At 72.0% G+C, this 17,107-nt stretch carries 16 protein-coding genes; 7 read left to right on the top strand and 9 right to left on the bottom strand.

The window, feature by feature from the left end:
• The first annotated feature begins 15 nt into the window (after positions 1-15).
• The 3 genes from V6U81_RS13495 to V6U81_RS13485 all read left to right on the top strand — a co-directional run bounded on the left by V6U81_RS13495 (position 16) and on the right by V6U81_RS13485 (position 2,911).
• Positions 16-861 carry a DUF559 domain-containing protein gene (locus V6U81_RS13495; RefSeq protein ID WP_334488824.1) on the top strand — a complete coding sequence of 282 codons (846 nt, stop codon included), beginning with the start codon at positions 16-18 and terminating at the stop codon, positions 859-861.
• 460 nt (positions 862-1,321) lie between these two features.
• Positions 1,322-2,071, top strand: a complete 750-nt coding sequence (locus V6U81_RS13490; protein WP_334488821.1) for a G5 domain-containing protein — start codon at positions 1,322-1,324, stop codon at positions 2,069-2,071.
• 102 nt (positions 2,072-2,173) lie between these two features.
• Complete coding sequence (locus tag V6U81_RS13485) at positions 2,174-2,911, top strand: hypothetical protein (RefSeq protein WP_334488819.1); 738 nt, start codon at positions 2,174-2,176, stop codon at positions 2,909-2,911.
• Between the two features lie 120 nt (positions 2,912-3,031).
• Here the strand turns inward: V6U81_RS13485 and V6U81_RS13480 are convergent, their stop codons facing one another.
• The 4 genes from V6U81_RS13480 to V6U81_RS13465 all read right to left on the bottom strand — a co-directional run bounded on the left by V6U81_RS13480 (position 3,032) and on the right by V6U81_RS13465 (position 7,960).
• On the bottom strand, positions 3,032-4,369 hold the full coding sequence (locus tag V6U81_RS13480; RefSeq protein ID WP_334488816.1) for a polysaccharide deacetylase family protein: 1,338 nt from the start codon (positions 4,367-4,369) through the stop codon (positions 3,032-3,034).
• Positions 4,370-4,733: 364 nt separating this feature from the next.
• Positions 4,734-5,063, bottom strand: coding sequence for a DUF779 domain-containing protein (locus tag V6U81_RS13475; RefSeq protein WP_334488813.1), 330 nt, complete (start codon positions 5,061-5,063; stop codon positions 4,734-4,736).
• Between the two features lie 68 nt (positions 5,064-5,131).
• Positions 5,132-6,637, bottom strand: a complete 1,506-nt coding sequence (gene adh, locus V6U81_RS13470) for an aldehyde dehydrogenase (protein WP_334488811.1) — start codon at positions 6,635-6,637, stop codon at positions 5,132-5,134.
• A 45-nt stretch (positions 6,638-6,682) separates the two neighbouring features.
• Positions 6,683-7,960 (bottom strand): GAF domain-containing protein, encoded by a 1,278-nt coding sequence (locus V6U81_RS13465; RefSeq protein ID WP_334488809.1) that lies wholly within the window; start codon positions 7,958-7,960, stop codon positions 6,683-6,685.
• Between the two features lie 162 nt (positions 7,961-8,122).
• Here V6U81_RS13465 and V6U81_RS13460 point away from each other — a divergent pair, with 162 nt between their 5' ends.
• From V6U81_RS13460 to V6U81_RS13450, 3 genes are all read left to right on the top strand, one after another.
• Positions 8,123-8,314, top strand: a complete 192-nt coding sequence (locus V6U81_RS13460; RefSeq protein ID WP_334488806.1) for a hypothetical protein — start codon at positions 8,123-8,125, stop codon at positions 8,312-8,314.
• A gap of 117 nt (positions 8,315-8,431) precedes the next feature.
• Positions 8,432-9,289, top strand: coding sequence for an SCO6745 family protein (locus V6U81_RS13455; protein ID WP_334488803.1), 858 nt, complete (start codon positions 8,432-8,434; stop codon positions 9,287-9,289).
• 92 nt (positions 9,290-9,381) lie between these two features.
• Positions 9,382-10,077, top strand: a complete 696-nt coding sequence (locus tag V6U81_RS13450) for a hypothetical protein (protein WP_334488801.1) — start codon at positions 9,382-9,384, stop codon at positions 10,075-10,077.
• Between the two features lie 95 nt (positions 10,078-10,172).
• Here V6U81_RS13450 and V6U81_RS13445 read toward each other — a convergent pair whose 3' ends face one another.
• From V6U81_RS13445 to V6U81_RS13425, 5 genes are all read right to left on the bottom strand, one after another.
• The gene (locus tag V6U81_RS13445) at positions 10,173-11,162 is read right to left on the bottom strand and encodes a transporter (protein ID WP_334488799.1); all 990 of its coding nucleotides are present in this window, start codon (positions 11,160-11,162) and stop codon (positions 10,173-10,175) included.
• Positions 11,159-12,049: an ABC transporter ATP-binding protein gene (locus V6U81_RS13440; RefSeq protein WP_334488796.1), complete on the bottom strand. Its 891-nt coding sequence runs from the start codon at positions 12,047-12,049 to the stop codon at positions 11,159-11,161. Before V6U81_RS13440 ends, V6U81_RS13445 begins: the two co-directional genes overlap by 4 nt.
• 11 nt (positions 12,050-12,060) lie before the next feature.
• Positions 12,061-12,477, bottom strand: a complete 417-nt coding sequence (locus tag V6U81_RS13435) for a GntR family transcriptional regulator (RefSeq protein WP_334488793.1) — start codon at positions 12,475-12,477, stop codon at positions 12,061-12,063.
• Positions 12,478-12,640: 163 nt separating this feature from the next.
• Positions 12,641-13,912: a 4-aminobutyrate--2-oxoglutarate transaminase gene (gabT, locus tag V6U81_RS13430; RefSeq protein ID WP_334488791.1), complete on the bottom strand. Its 1,272-nt coding sequence runs from the start codon at positions 13,910-13,912 to the stop codon at positions 12,641-12,643.
• A 1-nt stretch (position 13,913) separates the two neighbouring features.
• Positions 13,914-15,350 (bottom strand): gamma-aminobutyraldehyde dehydrogenase, encoded by a 1,437-nt coding sequence (locus tag V6U81_RS13425; protein ID WP_334488788.1) that lies wholly within the window; start codon positions 15,348-15,350, stop codon positions 13,914-13,916.
• A 141-nt stretch (positions 15,351-15,491) separates the two neighbouring features.
• On the opposite strand from V6U81_RS13425, the gene V6U81_RS13420 reads away from it, so the two are divergent.
• Positions 15,492-16,931, top strand: coding sequence for an aldehyde dehydrogenase family protein (locus tag V6U81_RS13420; RefSeq protein WP_334488785.1), 1,440 nt, complete (start codon positions 15,492-15,494; stop codon positions 16,929-16,931).
• The last annotated feature ends 176 nt before the right edge of the window (positions 16,932-17,107 follow it).

Here is a 17,107-nt window from a genome sequence, read left to right as displayed (position 1 = left end):
GGGGATTGTGCCGTCATGGCGAGCGGGCTCTGGCGCACCAGGTTTCTGCTCCAGGTGACCACCCGTAGGCGGCTGCGGACCCACCTGGCGAGGGGTCGGGTCATCCGGGTGCGTCGCGGCGTCTACGGGGATCCGGGTGCCTCAGACCTCGACGCTCTACGGGCGATGCTGATGTGCCTGCCTCCCGAGGCGATACTGGCCCGAAACACGGCCGCCCGCCTCCACGGCTTCGGCGTGTTGCGGGAGGAGGCCGTCCACGTCCAGTTGCCGGCCGCGGTGCCGAAACCGCGACTCCCCGGTCTGGTGGTGCACCATTCCGTACTGCCCGTGCAATCCGTCCTGGTGGGCGGGCTGCCATGTGTCCCGCCTGCTCGGTGCGCGGTCGACCTGGCACGCACCGTCCGTCGGCTGGACGCCCTGCCGGTGCTCGACGCGGCAGTCCGATCCGGGGCGGTGTGCCGGGACGAGCTGATCGAGGAGGCGTTGACCCACCGAGGGCTGCGCGGCGTACGGCAGGCTCGCGACCTGACGCTATTGGCGGACGGGCGAGCCGAATGCCGGCAGGAGAGCCAGCTGCGCCTGGTGCTGATCGACGGCGGACTCCCGGTTCCCGAACCGCAGCTCGAGGTGTACGACCAGGACGGGGCGCTGCGCTTCCGGCTCGACCTCGGATATCGAAAGCAGCGGATCGGTGTCGAGTACGACGGCATGTCCCACCTGGACCGCGACCGGCTGCGGCACGATCGGGACCGCGGCAACTGGCTGGCCGCCAACGGTTGGACGATGCGCCACTTCACCGACCGCGACCTCTACCGTCGCCCGGCTCACATAGTCGCCACGGTCGCCGCCACCCTGACCTGAACACCCCCGCCCCCACCCCGCCCCACCCCACCCCACCCCACCCCGCCCCGCCCCCCACCCCCGCCTGCCGCGATCTTGCAGTTGGGGCCCCAACAAATGACGCGTAAAGGGCGACGGGTGGGCCGCAAGTGCAAGATCGCGGGTGTGGGGAGGTGCCCGGAGGTTTGTGCGGCGTCAGGTGCGGGGGCCCTCGGCGCTCGGCTCCGGATCATCTTCGGGTATGGCAACGACCTGCGGCAGATCGCCTGATCGCCCGAAAGGTACCGGGTGCGGGACGCGTCAGGTGGCGAGCCGGGGGCGGCCTCGGGCGATCGTCCACCGGGGACGCCCGCGCGGGTGGCCGTGGATGGACGTCCGGGCCGGCGCCGGACCTGTCGGACCCCGGCGGGACGACCATCGACGCAGGTGAGAAGAGGTACGGCGGTTTTCGTCACGGTCCGTAGGTAGGAGACTCGACCGGGTGACGACCACGCCGCCGCCCGCTTTCGGCCAGCCGTATCCGCCCGTCCCGCCCGCCCGGCAGCCCGGTTGGTTCGGTCGGCTGAGCCCGGGCAGGCGGACCGGGGTGGTCATCGGTGGGATGCTGCTCTCCGTCTTCCTGCTCTGCTGCTCCGGCGTGGCGGTGATCGGCGCCTTCACCGACGACTCGCCGCAGGACCGGCGGGCGGTGGCCGACGACCAGAACGCCCCGTCGGCCGCGCCGCCCGTGGTGGTGCCGAGCACGAGTGAACCGGCCTCCCCGGTCGCGGTCGCGCCCTCCCCGACGTCCGCCGCACCGTCGCCCACGCCGTCGCCGACACCGCGGGTGGAGGTCCGCACCGAGACCCAACGGCAGACGATCCGGTACGGCACGCGGACCGTGCAGGACCCGGACCTGGCCGAGGGCACCCGGAAGGTCCGCACCCGGGGCGTCGACGGGGTACGGACGCTGACCTACCAGGTGACGCTGACCGACGGGGTGCGCACCGGGCGCAAGCTGGTCCGCTCGGTGGTGACGAAGCAGCCGGTCACCCAGGTCGTCGCGGTGGGCACCAAGCAGGAATCGAGCTGCGACCCGAACTACAGCGGCTGCGTCCCGATCGCCAGCGACGTCGACTGCGCCGGTGGCAGCGGCAACGGTCCCGCCTACGTGAGCGGCCCGGTCCGGGTCATCGGAACGGACATCTACGACCTCGACCGTGACAACGACGGATACGCCTGCGAGGACTGAGCGGGCATTGACAGCGGCGCAACGGGCAGTGATCCTTTCAGGACGCTGCGGCCGTACGGGGGCCCGCAGCCCCATCTCCGGAGGACCTTCATGGGTCGAACCATGTCCGCATTCGCCCTGGGTGTGACCGCTCTCGCCGCCGCCGTGCTGGTCGACACCGCACCCGCGTACGCGGCCACCGAGCAACTGCGGCTCGACTTCGACGCCACCCCGACCGGTCAGGTCGAGCCCGGCCCGTGGACGTCCGGTTGCTTCGCCGACGTGGCCACCCCGGGCGACTCGGGGTGCATCGCGGTGAGCGACCCGGGCAGCATCTCCCGGGCGACCCGTCCGAGTGGCACCGGCACCAGCCCGGCGATCGCCTTCCCGGCGTCGGGCAGCGCCGTGATCCAGGTGCCGGACGCCGCCAACCTCAACCCGGGCACCCAGGACTTCACCATCAGCACCCTGGTGAAGGTCACCTCGGGTCAGGTGACCAGCGGGGCGAACCTGATGCAGAAGGGAGTCTTCGCCGACCCCGCCCAGTGGAAGCTCCAGCTCGACGGCGGCAAGCCGGGCTGCCGCATCGCCGGCACGGACAGCGCGGGCAACCCCGCCGCCGCCGTCCTGCTCACCACCGACGTCTCCATCGCCGACCAGGGCTGGAAGTTCGTCCAGTGCAAGCGGCGCGGGGACGTGCTGAGCCTGATCGTCGGCGCCGACACGGTGGACACCGAAGCCGGCGCGACGATGAACATCTCCAGCACCGCCAAGGTGAACATCGGCGCCAAGGGGGCCGGCCTCACCAACAATGACCAGTTCCGCGGCGAGATGGACAACGCCGTCTTCAGCATCGGCTGACGGATCACCGACCGTGGGCGGGCGCCTGGCGCCCGCCCGCCGTCGTGTCGGGGCTGATCGAGTCCGGCGCGGCGGGCAGCAGCCGGCCCACCTCAGGGTGAGGTGGGCCGGATCGGCGGGTCACCGGTAGATGACCGTGATGGTGCCCGTCGTGGTGTTGTAGATGATCGAGCCGTGCTGGAAGTCGCTGCGCTGGCCGACCGAGACGGCGTACCCGTCCGTGGTCGGCAACCCGAGCCGGCTCCCGGTGCCACCGAGGCTGAGGTAGCGGGTGAGGATCGCGCCGTGCACCTCGTGGGCTCCGGTGGTGGAGGACCAGTAGATGTTGCCGCCCTGGAACTGGGAGGCACGCCCGTTCGTCACGGCGACCTCGTCACTGCGCGGGTAGCCGAGGAACCCGCGCTCCCAGCCCAGCGACGCCCACTTGGTCCGGATGCCGCCGTGCACCTCGTGTGCCCCGGTGGCCGAGGTCCAGTAGATGGACCCGCCCTGGAAGTGGTTGTACCTGCCGCCGTTCGCCCCCGCCAGCTGGTCGGTGGTCGGGAAGCGCAGGAACCCGTTCACGGTGCCCAGCGAGCGGTACTTGTTGAGGATGCCGCCGAACACGTAGTAGGCGCCACTGGCGTCGCTGCGCCAGTAGATCCGGCCCTGCTGGAACCACTGCACCGCGGTGTCACTCGTGGTGGCGGTCATCTTCCCGGTGATGGGAGCCCCGAAGGCCGATTTAGGGCCGCCCAGCGCCAGATACCTGGTCCGGATGGCACCCCACGTCGTCGCCTGGTACGGGCTGGCGAAGGTGTACCCCTTGGCGCGCAGCTTGTCGATGGTGTTCTGCAGGTACATCGGGTCCGTCGACGGCGCGCTGATGTGCATGACCAGGATCGCGCCCGGCACGGTGTACGCGTCGATCCGCGAGCTGATCACCGACCACGACGCCGCCCGGTAGCCGGTGGTGTCGTAGGTCCAGTCGAAGTTGATGTAGTACCCGCGCAGGGCCAGGTCCCGGTTCACGCCCGAGTCCAGGTAGCCGGCCCGGTACGGCGTACGGAACCAGCCGGCCGACGCGAGACCGGCAGCCTTGAGGGCAGCCTCGGCGCGGTCCAGCTGCGACCACCGCTGAGCCTGCGTGAGGTTCAGGAAGTTGGGGTGGTCGTAGCTGTGGTTGATGACCTTGTGGCCGGCGGCGGCGATGGCGCGCGCGTCGACAGGGTTCTGCTCCACGTACCGCCCGGTGAGCCCGAACCCGGCGGTGATGCCGTTCGCGCTCAGCGTCTGCAGGACCTTCGCCAGGTTGGCCTTGCTCACGGCGTTGTCCTGGGTCGGCCAGTCCGCGTCGAACGTGAGCGTGACGCGGTTCGACGTGTCGTACCCCTTGGTGAAGACCGTCGCCTGGTAGGGGGCGCTGTCCGCGGCCTGGGCCGGGGACGCAACCGCCGCACCCAGGGCGGTCAGTGCCATGACCGCGAGGGCGGCCAGCCCCGTACGGATCCTCCTCGTTCCGCTGCGCGGTCTCTGATCTGTTGACCATGACCCGTTCATCTGGGTCACCTCCCAAAGGGGCGCCGAGTGCGGGCATGGTCGCCCGGTTCGCGCCCTGGCAGCTCCATCGTCCGCTGTCCAGATCAGTCAGCGAAGAGTCGGAAGTCCCTTTTTGTGTTGGCCGGTCGGCTTCTGCGCTCATCGCTGGTTGCCGCACTCGGTCACGACCCGCACCGGATCGCCGGGTCGGGAGGGGCAGAGTTGAGGTGGAGGAATCTTTGGCCCGGGCTCCGCCGCGAGGACCCGAGGCGGAGCCCGGGCTCCGCCGCGAGGACCCGGGGCGTCAGGGTGCCAGGCGGGAGCGGATGAGGAAGCGGACCCCGTCCGGCGCCTCCAGCGAGAAGCCGCTGCCCCGGCCGGGCACCACGTCGACCGTGAGCCGGGTGTGTTTCCACAGCTCCCACTGCGACGACGACATCCAGAACTCGACCGGCTCGGGCACGCCGTCCACGTCGAGTGCCGCCAGCAGGACGTCCGAGCCGCCGGTGCGGAACTCGCCGGCCGGGTAGCACATCGGGGCGCTGCCGTCGCAGCAGCCGCCGGACTGGTGGAACATCAGCGGCCCGTGCCGGTCCCGCAGCGACCGGATCAGCTCGGCCGCCGCGGGGGTCACCGAGACGGGCGGCGCTGCCGCGGCCCCCGGAACACCGGGAGCCGCGGCACCGTCGGAAGCGGCAGCCATCAGAAGAAGCCCAGCTTCTTTGTGGAGTAGCTGACCAGCAGGTTCTTGGTCTGCTGGTAGTGCTCCAGCATCATCTTGTGGTTCTCCCGGCCGATGCCGGACTGCTTGTACCCGCCGAACGCGGCGTGCGCCGGGTAGGCGTGGTAGCAGTTCGTCCAGACCCGGCCGGCCTGGATCGCCCGCCCGGCCCGGTACGCGGTGTTCATGTCCCGGCTCCACACGCCCGCGCCGAGCCCGTAGAGCGTGTCGTTGGCGATCTTCACGGCGTCGTCGAGGTCGGCGAAGGAGGTCACCGAGACCACCGGCCCGAAGATCTCCTCCTGGAAGATCCGCATCGAGTTGTCGCCCTCGAAGATCGTCGGCTCGACGTAGTAGCCGCCCGACAGTTCCCCGCCGAGGTCCGCCCGGGAACCGCCGGTGAGCACCTTCGCGCCCTCCTGCCGCCCGATGTCCAGGTAGGACAGGATCTTCTCCAGTTGGTCGTTGGAGGCCTGCGCGCCGATCATCGTGTCGGTGTCCAGCGGGTGGCCCTGCTTCACCGCCTTGGTGCGCTCGACGGCCGCGGCGAGGAAGTCCGAGTAGTGGCCCTGCTGGATGAGCGCCCGGGACGGACAGGTGCAGACCTCGCCCTGGTTGAGGGCGAACATGGTGAAGCCTTCGAGCGCCTTGTCCAGGAAGTCGTCGGAGGCGGCGCTCACGTCGTCGAAGAAGATGTTCGGGCTCTTGCCGCCCAGTTCCAGGGTGACGGGTTTGATGTTCTCGCTGGCGTACTGCATGATCAGCCGCCCGGTGGTGGTCTCGCCGGTGAACGCCACCTTCGCCACCCGGGGCGAGGACGCCAGCGGCTTGCCCGCCTCGACGCCGAAGCCGTTGACGATGTTGAGTACGCCCGGCGGGAGCAGGTCCGCGACGAGCGACAGCCAGTAGTGGATCGACGCCGGGGTCTGCTCGGCCGGCTTGAGCACCACCGTGTTGCCGGCGGCCAGCGCGGGCGCGAGCTTCCAGGTGGCCATCAGGATCGGGAAGTTCCACGGGATGATCTGCGCGACCACGCCGAGCGGCTCGTGGAAGTGGTACGCCACGGTGTCGTCGTCGATCTCGCCCAGGGAGCCCTCCTGGGCCCGGATCGCGCCGGCGAAGTAGCGGAAGTGGTCGATGGCCAGCGGAATGTCGGCGGCCAGCGTCTCGCGTACCGGCTTGCCGTTCTCCCAGGTCTCGGCGACGGCGAGGGATTCCAGGTTCTCCTGCATCCGGTCGGCGATCTTGTTGAGGATGAGCGCCCGGTCGGCGACCGAGGTGCGTCCCCAGGCGTCGGCGGCGCCGTGCGCGGCGTCGAGCGCCTTCTCGACGTCCTCCGCCGTGCCGCGGGCCACCTCGCAGAAGGTCTGGCCGGTGACCGGGCTGGGGTTCTCGAAGTACTGGCCGCGGTGCGGCTTCACGTATTCGCCGCCGATGTAGTGGTCGTACCGGGACTGCCAGTGGGTGGGGGCGTCGTAGCGCGCCATGGGTACCTCCGCCGTCCGTGTGGGGTGGTTGGCGGGACCCTAGTTTCACCGACGTTGCAGGAACGTTGCGCCTGGCAGGTCGTACTCCTGGGCGAGCTGGCGGATGCGCGCCACGGCGAGCGGCCGGCGCGGCGCGCCCGGCGGCAGGGCCCGCGCCAGGGCCTGCCAGGCGGTGAGGTCGTCGGCGCCGGCGGGCGTCGCGGTCCAGGCCGCGAGCAGCGCCTGATCCGCGGCGGCCAGCACGGCCGCGCGTAGCTGCCCGTCGATCCGCCGGCGCAGTCGCGCCACTCCCGGCGCGTCGGAGCCGGGCAGCAGACTTCCCGGGTACGCGTCGAGCGCCCCCGCCGCATCGCCGCGTTCCAGCAGGTCGCCGACGGTACGGAAGTCCGCGCGCACGGTCCCGCGCAGCCGGTACGGGCGGGAGCCGAGCAGTTCCGGGCCGAGCGCCCGGCGCAGCCGGGACAGCTCGGCGCGCAGGGTGACCGGGTGCAGCCGGTCGTCGCCGTAGAGGTCGAGGCCGAGCTGTTCCCCGGTGCGCCCCTCTGGGTGGTCGAGGAGCAGCACCAGCAGCTCGCTGTGCCGGCGGCCGAGCCGGACCCGACGCCCGCCGATCCGCAGCTCGGCCTCGTCCCGGCCGAGCGTCGCCACCTGGATCACGTCCGGCTCGACCGGTTCGGCGCCGGCCAGGAACGCCTCGGCGGCCCGGGCGGTGGCCCGGACCAGGGCGAGGCTCTGCGGGGTGGCCAGGTGGTCGCCGCCGGTGATGTCGACCGCACCGAGCAGCCGGCCGGTGGCCGGGTGGTGGATCGGCGCGGCGGCGCAGGTCCAGCGCTGCACCGGGCGGACGAAGTGCTCGGTGGCGAAGATCTGCACGCAGTGGTCGACGGCGAGGGCGGTGCCGGGCGCGTTGGTCCCGGCGTGCTCCTCGTCCCAGCGGGCGCCGGGAACGAAGTTCATCCGCTCGGCGTGCCGGAGCACCCCGGGGTGCCCCTCCACCCAGAGCAGCCGCCCGTACGCGTCGCAGACCGCCATCAGGTGCGCCCCGTCCTGGGCGATCCCGCCGAGCAGGTCGCGGAAGAGCGGCAGCACCTGGGCGAGCGGGTGGGCGGCGCGGTAGTGCTCCAGTGCGTCGTCGGTGAGGTCGACGGGGGCGGTGGCCTCCGGGTCGAGGAGCGCCGAGCGTTCCCAGGAGCGCCGGACCACCTCGCGGACCCGGGCGGGGGTGGTGCCGGCGGTGAGGAACGCTTCGTGGGCGGCGCCGACCTGCGCGATCCGCTCGGCCGGATCGGCGCCGAATTCCAGGGCGAGCCACGGGTCAGCCATCGGCGACCTCCTCGCGCCCATCGTGGCGCAGCTCACCCCGGATCGCCAATAGCGATTGCCCGGTCGATTGTCGTCGGCTCATGCTGGGTGCCGCTCCGCACAGCGCGGTGGCGGGACGGCACGGAGAGGGCGGTCGTGATGGTCGGGACGCGGGAACGGATGATGGTGCAACTTCAACTGGTCAGCGACGACCGTCACCTGGTCGCCTGGGTGGCCGACGACCGCCGGGTACGGGTCGGCGTCGAGGTCTCGCTGCGCGACCACGCCGAGCCGGACCGCTTCTGGCGGGTGGTCGGCAGGGGCGAGCCCAGGCCGGCGGGCGAGATCAGGCGCGGCTGGCACAACGACATCTGAGCCACCGGTGGGCCCGGGACGTCTCCCGGGCCCACCTCTTCGCCCGCATCTTGTCATTGACAAGTACCGCTCCTCGCCAGTAACTTGACAACGACAAGATAACTCGGGGAGGTCGAGATGGAACTCGCCATGGTGCGACGGTTGTGGCAGCTCATCGAGCCGGTGCACGCACTGGTCTACTACGCGCCGGAACTGACCGAGGAGGCCGCGGCCCTCGGGCTGGCCACCGACGAGCGCTGGCCCGGCTACTTCGCCCTGCGCTCCGCCCCGCTCGGCGCGGCCGGGCCGGAGCTGGTCACCGCCACCTACTACAGCTTCAACCCGCGCATGGTCGCCGAGTACGTCCCGGCGATCTGGTCGGCCGCCGACCCGGCCAAGGTCCTCGACGCCCGGCTGTCCGGGGTGGACCGGGCGCTGCGTGCCCTGCTCGGCGACCGGGTCGACTCGCCCGAGCTGGCCGAGGCCGCCACGCTGGCCCGCCGCGCGGCCGAGGCCGCCGACCTGGCCGGTCGTCCGCTGGCCGCCGCCAACGCCGACCTGCCCTGGCCGGACGCCCCGCACCTGGCGCTCTGGCAGGCGGCCACCGTCCTGCGCGAGCACCGCGGCGACGGGCACGTGGCGGCGCTGCTCACCGCCGGCCTCGACCCGACCGAGGCGCTGGTCTCCTTCGCCGCCGTCGGGGCCGCCCCCGTCGAGGTCTTCGCCAGCCGGCGCTGGACGGCGGACGAGTGGGCCGCGGCCCGGGAACGGCTCGCCGCCCGGGGCCTGGTCGACGCGTCCGGGCTGGCGACCGCATCCGGTCGCGCGCTGCGCGACGAGGTGGAACGGCGTACCGACGAGCTGGCCGCCGGGCCGTGGCGGGCGCTCGGGCCGGCCGTCGGTCGGCTCGCCCAGTTGGTCGCGCCGGTGACCCAGGCGGTGGTCGCCTCCGGGATGCTGCCCACGCAGAGCACCCTGGGCATCGGCAGACGGTGATCTTCCCACTTACTTTTCGGTAAGCGTGAACCGGGCAGTGCTCCCAGCCCGTACCCGTCGTCGTAGGTGATCGAGCAACGACGGGAGATGTGGTGAAGGTGCAGCGGAAGCACGTGCTGGCGGGTGGGGTGGCGGCGGTCGCCGCGGCGGCGGTCGCGGTCGGGACCGGGCTCGGGTTCGCCGCCACCACGCCCGAACGACAGAGCGCCTGCCAGGGAGCCGTCACGTTCTCGGCCGAGGCGGGCGCCCCGGCCGCGACGAGCGACCGGTTCCCGCTGGGCACCCGGCTGCGGGTGACCAACCTGGACAACGGCAAGGCCGCGACGGTGACGGTGGCCGGGCCGTCGGGCAGTTGCGTGCTGCTCAACGCCGCCGCGATGGACCTGATCCGCGAGCCCGGCAAGAACGTCGTCCGGCGCAACCTGGTGGAACGCCTCGACGGTGGGGTGACGCCCGGCAGCTCGGCCCGCCCCGGCCGGGGCGACCAGCCGGGGGAGGCCCGACCCGGTGACGCCCGTCCCGGCGCCGGGTCCGCGCCGGCGGCGGCCAGCGCGTGCAGCGGGTCGATCACCTTCTCCGCCGAGGGCGGTGCGCCCGCCGCGACCAGCGGTCGGTTCCCCGTCGGCACCCGGCTGCGGGTGACGAACCTGGACAACGGTAAGGCCGCGACGGTGACGGTGGCCGGGCCGTCGGGCAGTTGCGTGCTGCTCAACGCCGCCGCGATGGACCTGATCCGCGAGCCCGGCAAGAACCTCGTTCGCCGCAACACGGTCGAGCTGCTGCGCTGACCTCTGACCGGTCCGGCGACGGGCGGAACACCATGGCTGTCTCCGGGGTGCGGTGACAGCCATGGTGTTCCACCGGAGCGGATGAGGACCGCGGCTCAGGCGATGCGGCGGATCCGGCGCAGGGCCAGGAACAGCAGGAGCGCCGCCAGGGCCACGAAGATCCCGGTCTCGATGCCCTGGAACAGCCAGAACCGGTCCGCCGGCTGATAGAGACGCCAGTTGTAGGCACCGGGCCCGAGACCGAGGTCCGCCCCGCAGACGCGCTCGCGCGGCCCCTGGCCGGGCGGCGCGCACTGGATCTGGCTGTCGGCGGCCACCATCTTCCCGTCGGCGCTGCGGACCCCGCTGGCCAGGACCCAGTCGCCCCGGTGCCGCTGCGCCGGCCCGGTCCCCTCCACCGGGAAGGTGAGCGTGCGGGCCGGCTGATAGTGCGGCCTGACAAGGATCGCCACCGCCGCCCGGACGCCGATGAACCCGACCAGGGTGACGGTCATGGCCGGCAGCATCCGACCCCAGAAGGTGCCGGCGAAGATGCCGAGCGCCACGGCGAAGAGGGTGTAACCGATCGGCGCGATGCCCTGCAGGTCGAAGACGATGAAGCCGAAGCGTCCCTCCCCGGCCGCCTGGGTCAACGGGCTGACCCACCAGGACATGCCCAGCCCGTAGCAGACCGCCGCGCCCACCGTCAGCGCGCCGACCAGACCGAACTTCACCAGCGCCCAGTGCCGGCGGCCGATCCCCTGGGTCCAGGCGAACCGGTGCGTGCCCTGCTCCACCTCGCGGGCGACCAGCGGGGCGCCCCAGAACAGGCCGACCAGCATCGGCAGGACGAGCAGGAGTACGGCGACCAGGTTCAGGCTGCCGTACCGGTTGGTGAACCGGCGGAACGTCGCCTCGCAGCCCTCGGTGGTCGCCGGGGTCACGTCGGTGCGGGACAGCTGCCGGACGCACTCCGGCAACCCGAGGTCGGCGAACGTGTGCCGCATCGACAGGCCGATCGGGATCATCACGGCGGCGAGCACCGCGAACCCGAGCAGGGTGACCAGTGCCTGCCTGCGGTGCTGTCGCCACGCCAGCCAGATCATGCCGGCACCTCCCACTCGGCGTGCCGGGTGGTCGTCTCACCGTCGGCCAGGTAGGCCAGGATGACGTCCTCCAGGCCGACCTCGCGGACGCTCCAGGACGGGTCGGTGATCGGACCGTCCGTGCGGACCAGCAGGGTCGACTGCCGGTCGGTGTGGCTGGCCCGGACCACCGTGGCGACGCCGCCGAGCGGCCCGCCGTCGTGCCGGGGCCCGACGAGCTGCCGGTGCCCGGCCACCAGGTCGTCGACCGTGCCGAGGACCTGCACCCGCGCCGCGTGCAGCACGATCAGGTAGTCGCAGACTCGTTCCAGGTCGGCCAGCAGGTGCGAGGAGAGCAGCACGGTCGTGTCGGATTCGGCCACGCTGCCCATCAGGGACTGGAGGAACTCGCGCCGGGCGAGCGGATCGAGGCTGGCGACCGGCTCGTCCAGCAGCAGCAGCCGTGGCCGCTTGGCCAATGCGAGAGCCAGCGCGACCTGGGCGCGTTGCCCACCGGACAGTTTGCCGACCGGCAGGTTCGGTGGGATGCCGACCTGGGCCAGCCGGTTGCGGGCCAGGGCCGAGTCCCAGCGTCTGTTCAGCCGGCTGCCCAGGTGGACCAGCTCCGCCGCGGTGAAGTCCCGGTACAGCGGGGTGTCCTGCGCGACGAAGCCCACCTCGGGCAGGACCGCCGGGTTGTCGTACGGCGCCTGACCGAAGATCCTTACTGTCCCGGCGTCCGGCCGCAGCAGGCCGACGGCCATGTGCAGCAGCGTGCTCTTGCCGGCGCCGTTGGGGCCGACGAGGGCGGCGATCCGCCCGGCGGGCAGGCGCAGCGAGCAGTCCCGCAGCGCCCAGGTTCTGCCGTACCGCTTGCCGAGTTGGTCGGCCTCCAACGCGATCTCCATCAGGTGTCCTCTCATCCTGCTGGGGCGGGTTCGGCGCGCGGTGTGTCGGCGGTGAGCGCGGCCCGCATGGTGGTTTCGATCAGGGCGGTGACGTCTTCCGGGGTGAGGCCGGCGGCTCGGGCGCGATGCAGCCAGGCCACCAGCTCCTCACGCAGCCCCGCCTGATCGGCGAGGGACGGGCCGGCCAGGGTGCGGCGGACGAAGGTGCCCACCCCGGGCCGCCCCTCCACCAGACCCTCGATCTCCAGCTCGCGGTACGCCTTGAGCACGGTGTTGGGGTTGATCGCCAACGACTGCGCGACGTCGCGGACCTTCGGCAGTTGGTCGCCGGCGGCCAGCAGTCCGACCCGTAGGGCCTGCTTGACCTGCTGGACCAGCTGCACGTAGGTGTTCACCTTGGTTCGGCTGTCCAGCACGAACTCGATCACCCGAGACCAACCCTTCTATTGTCCTACGACAGTAGGACTATAGGACATCGTCGGTCCATGAGGGAGCCCTTCGCCGGCCGGACAGCGAAACGCCGCGGATGGCACCGGCGAGGGTGACATCCGCGGCGTCCCACGGGGGAGTGGCCGGCGGTCCGGCCGACCGTCAGCCGAAGGCGGCGTCCAGAATGGCCAGCCCGCGGGCCAGCTCGTCGTCGGAGATGACCAGCGGGGGCAGGAAGCGCAGCACGTTGCCGTACGTGCCGCAGGTCAGGGTGAGCAGTCCGGCGGCGTGGCAGGCCGCCGACACCGCTGCCGTGGCGGCCGGGTCGGGGGTGCGGGTGCCGGGCTGGACCATCTCGACGGCGAGCATCGCGCCGCGGCCGCGTACCTCGGCGATGCGCGGGTCGCGGGCGGCGATGGCGCGCAGCCGCTCGCCCATCACCTGTTCGATTCGCCGGGCGGCGGCGGCCAGGTCCAGCTCGTGCATGGTCTCGATGGCGGCGAGCGCGGCGGCGCAGGCGATCGGGTTGCCGCCGTACGTGCCGCCGAGGCCGCCGACGTGCACCGCGTCCATCAGCTCCGCCCGCCCGGTCACCGCGGCCAGCGGCAGGCCGCCGGCGATGCCCTTGGCCAGGGTGATCAGATCCGGCTCGACGCCCTCGTGCTGGCAGGCGAACCATTCCCCGGTCCGGCAGAACCCGGTCTGGATCTCGTCGGCGACGAAGACCACCCCGGCCGCCGTCGCCCACTCGCGCAGCGCCGGCAGGAACCCCTGAGCGGGTACGACGAAACCGCCCTCGCCCTGGATCGGTTCGATCAGCAGCGCGGCGACGTTCTCCGCGCCGACCTGCTTCTCGATCATCTCGATCGCCCGGGCGGCGGCCTCGGCCCCCGACAGCCCCCCGTCGCGCAGCGGGTACGACATCGGCACCCGGTAGACCTCCCCGGCGAACGGCCCGAACCGGTGCTTGTACGGCATGTTCTTCGCCGTCAGCGCCATGGTCAGGTTCGTCCGGCCGTGGTACGCGTGGTCGAAGACCACCAGCGCCGGCCGCCCGGTGGCGTGCCGGGCGATCTTCACCGCGTTCTCCACCGCCTCGGCGCCCGAGTTGAACAGCGCCGAGCGCTTCTCGAAGTCACCCGGGGTGAGCGCGTTGAGCTGCTCGCAGACCGCCACGTACGACTCGTACGGGGCGACCATGAAGCAGGTGTGGGTGAAGCGTTCGACCTGCGCCCGCACCGCCTCGACCACCCTCGGGGCGGAGTTGCCCACGTTGGCGACCGCGATGCCGGCGGCGAAGTCGATCCACTGCCGACCCTCGACGTCGGTGATGGTGCCGCCGCCCGCGTGGTCGACGTACGACGAGATGGTGCTGCCGACCCCTCGGGCGACCGCCGCCCCGCGCCGCTTGTGCAGTTCCTCGGAGGAAGTCATCTCAGCCCTCGATGTTGTGCATGACGTGCTTGATCCGGGTGTAGTCCTCCAGGCTGTAGACCGAGAGGTCCTTGCCGTGCCCGGAGTGCTTGAAGCCGCCGTGCGGCATCTCGGAGACGAACGGGATGTGGGTGTTCACCCAGACGCAGCCGAAGTCGAGCCGGCGGGTCATCCGCATCGCCCGGCCGTGGTCCTTCGTCCAGACCGAGGCCGACAGGCCGTAGTCGACGCCGTTGGCCCAGCGCACCGCCTCGTCCTCGTCGGAGAAGCGCTGCACGGTGATGACCGGCCCGAACACCTCGTCCCGGATGATCTCGTCCTGCTGGCGCACTCCGCTGACCACGGTGGGGGCGTAGAAGTAACCCTGCGTGCCCTGCCGGGATCCACCGGTCTCGACGGTGGCGTGGTCGGGGAGCCGGTCGACGAAGCCGCGCACCCGGGCGAGCTGGTTGGCGTTGTTCAGCGGGCCGTAGAGCACGTCTTCGTCGTCCGGCGCGCCCGTCTTCGTGTTGCGGGCCTGCTCGGCGAGGGCGGCGACGAAGTCGTCGTAGATGCCGGGGCCGGCGAGCACCCGGGTCGCGGCGGTGCAGTCCTGGCCGGCGTTGAAGTAGCCGCCGACGGCGATCGCCTCGGCCGCCGCGGCCACGTCCGCGTCGTCGAAGAGCACCACGGGGGCCTTGCCGCCGAGCTCCAGGTGGGTCCGCTTCAGGTCGGGGGCCGCCGCGCTGGCGACCTCCATGCCCGCGCGGGTCGAGCCGGTGATCGACACCAGCTGCGGGGTGGGGTGGGAGACGAGGGCGCGACCGGTGTCCCGGTCGCCGCAGACCACGTTGAACACGCCCGGCGGGAAGAACTCGGACGCGATCTCGGCGAGCAGCAGCGTCGACACCGGCGTGGTGTCGGACGGCTTGAGCACCACCGTGTTGCCGGCCGCGAGCGCCGGGGCGATCTTCCAGACCGCCATCATCAGCGGGTAGTTCCACGGGGTGACCTGCGCGCAGACGCCGATCGGCTCGCGCCGCACGTAGGAGGTGTGCCCGGCCATGTACTCCCCGGCGGAGCGGCCCTCGAGCAGCCGGGCGGCGCCGGCGAAGAAGCGGAACTGGTCGACGGCGGGCGGCAGCTCCTCGTCGGCGGTGAGCTGGCGGGGCTTGCCGGTGTTGCGTACCTCGGCGTCGACCAGCTCGGCGGCCCGTGCCTCCACGGCATCGGCGAGCTTGAGCAGCGCCTTCTGCCGCTCGCCGGGGGTGGTGTCCCGCCAGCTTTCGAAGGCGGTGGCGGCAGCCTGCATCGCCTTGTCGACGTCCGCCGTCCCGGAGACGGGCGCCTGGGCGAAGACCTCGCCGGTACAGGGGTCGATCAGGTCGGCGTAGCCGCCGTCCACCGGATCGACGTACTCGCCGTTGACGAAGTTGCGCAGCTGCTGCTGGTCGCTCATAGGGATGTCTCCGAGGGGTGGCCGGGCGATGGTCAGCGGAGGTATTCGCAATCTAGCTGCCATCTTGGCTACTGAATTCGCGGCCCACAAGGCCTGAGGCGACTGTTTCCGTGTGGGCGGGCGTCGTCTACGCTGCGGAACGTGGAGCCGAGAGCCTGCTATGTCGCCGGTCGCCCTGTTCACGGTGAGGGCGAGCTGACCGTCACCCATCCGTACGACGGTCGGGTGGTGGGGCGTACCTCCTTTGCCACGGCCGACCAGGTCGAGACCGCGGTCGCGGCGGCGGCCGGGGTGGCGGCGGAGGCCGCGGCCCTGCCCGCGCACGTGCGGGCGGCGGCCCTGGACCACGTGTCCCGGCGGCTGGCGGAGCGGGCCGACGAGGTCGCCGCGCTGATCACCGCGGAGAACGGCAAGCCGGTGAAGTGGGCGCGGGCCGAGGTGGGGCGGGCGGTGTCGACGTTCCGCTGGGCGGCGGAGGAGGCCCGGCGCTTCTCGGGCGAGTTGCAGCGGCTGGACACGGACCCGACGGCGACCGGGCGGATCGCCCTGGTGCGACGGGCGCCGCGCGGCCCGGTGCTGGGGATCGCCCCGTTCAACTTCCCGCTGAACCTGGTGGCGCACAAGGTGGCCCCGGCGATCGCGGTGGGCGCGCCGATCATCGTGAAGCCGGCCCCGGCGACGCCGCTGTCGGCGCTGCTGCTGGGGGAGATCCTGGCCGAGACGGCGCTGCCGGCGGGGATGTTCTCGGTGCTGCCGCTGCCGAACGAGCGCGCCGCCGACCTGGTGGCCGACCCGCGCCTGCCGGTGGTGTCGTTCACCGGTTCGGGTCCGGTGGGCGCGGCGATCCGCCGGCAGGTGCCGGAGAAGCACGTGACGTTGGAGCTGGGCGGCAACGCGGCGGCGGTGATCTGCTCCGACTGGACGGCGGACGAGGACCTGACCTTCGCGGCGCACCGGATCGCCATGTTCTCCAACTACCAGGCCGGGCAGTCCTGCATCGCCGTGCAGCGGGTCTTCGTGCACGAGTGGCTCTACGACGGCTTCCTGCCCCGGCTGGTCGCGTCGGTCGAGGAACTGCGCACCGGGGACCCGTCCTCGGAGCTGACGGACGTCGGGCCGCTGGTGTCCGAGGACGCGGCCCGTCGCGTGGAGGAGTGGGTCGACGAGGCGGTCGCGGCGGGCGCGACCATCGAGGTGGGCGGCCGGCGCGAGGGCGCCACCTACCCGCCGACGGTGCTCTCCGCGGTCCCGGCGGACGCAAAGGTCTGCACCGAGGAGGTCTTCGGGCCGGTGCTGGTGGTCACCCGGGTCCAAGACGACGCCGAGGCGTTCGCCGCCGTCAACGACTCGGCGTACGGGTTGCAGGCGGGGGTGTTCACGCACAACCTTCAGACGGCGTTTCTTGCTGGCCGCGTCCTGGAGGTCGGCGGGGTGATCGTCGGGGACGTGCCGTCGTACCGGGCCGACCAGATGCCGTACGGCGGGATGAAGGGGAGCGGCGTCGGGCGCGAGGGGCTGCGCTCGGCGATGGAGGACTACACCGAGCCGCGGGTGCTGGTGCTGACCGGGGTGCAGCTGTAGTCGTCGCGGTCCCGCGTGGTGCGGGGGTGCGGGGTGCCCGGGCGTGTCGCGGGCTGGAGATGGATTTGCTGGTGAGCGGTATGCCTCTGCGTCATAAATATGGGTCTTGTGACGGATGTGTGGGTCGGGTGGTCATCGGCGGGGTAGTTCGGGTCGGTGGCCGCCGAGGCTGAGCA

Origin of the sequence: Micromonospora lacuserhaii (genome assembly GCF_036902735.1) — a bacterium.
Taxonomy (GTDB): domain Bacteria; phylum Actinomycetota; class Actinomycetes; order Mycobacteriales; family Micromonosporaceae; genus Micromonospora.
Note: the sequence above shows the minus strand (reverse complement) of the source record. Positions and strands in the feature narration are given on the sequence as shown.

Coding starts and splice junctions, on each gene's coding strand:
- V6U81_RS13495 (WP_334488824.1), top strand. CDS start 16: ATGGCGAGCGGGCTCTGGCGCACCAGGTTTCTGCTCCAGGTGACCACC.
- V6U81_RS13485 (WP_334488819.1), top strand. CDS start 2,174: ATGTCCGCATTCGCCCTGGGTGTGACCGCTCTCGCCGCCGCCGTGCTG.
- V6U81_RS13480 (WP_334488816.1), bottom strand. CDS start 4,369: ATGGCACTGACCGCCCTGGGTGCGGCGGTTGCGTCCCCGGCCCAGGCC.
- adh (WP_334488811.1), bottom strand. CDS start 6,637: ATGGCGCGCTACGACGCCCCCACCCACTGGCAGTCCCGGTACGACCAC.
- V6U81_RS13465 (WP_334488809.1), bottom strand. CDS start 7,960: ATGGCTGACCCGTGGCTCGCCCTGGAATTCGGCGCCGATCCGGCCGAG.
- V6U81_RS13460 (WP_334488806.1), top strand. CDS start 8,123: ATGGTGCAACTTCAACTGGTCAGCGACGACCGTCACCTGGTCGCCTGG.
- V6U81_RS13455 (WP_334488803.1), top strand. CDS start 8,432: ATGGAACTCGCCATGGTGCGACGGTTGTGGCAGCTCATCGAGCCGGTG.
- V6U81_RS13445 (WP_334488799.1), bottom strand. CDS start 11,162: ATGATCTGGCTGGCGTGGCGACAGCACCGCAGGCAGGCACTGGTCACC.
- V6U81_RS13440 (WP_334488796.1), bottom strand. CDS start 12,049: ATGGAGATCGCGTTGGAGGCCGACCAACTCGGCAAGCGGTACGGCAGA.
- gabT (WP_334488791.1), bottom strand. CDS start 13,912: ATGACTTCCTCCGAGGAACTGCACAAGCGGCGCGGGGCGGCGGTCGCC.
- V6U81_RS13425 (WP_334488788.1), bottom strand. CDS start 15,350: ATGAGCGACCAGCAGCAGCTGCGCAACTTCGTCAACGGCGAGTACGTC.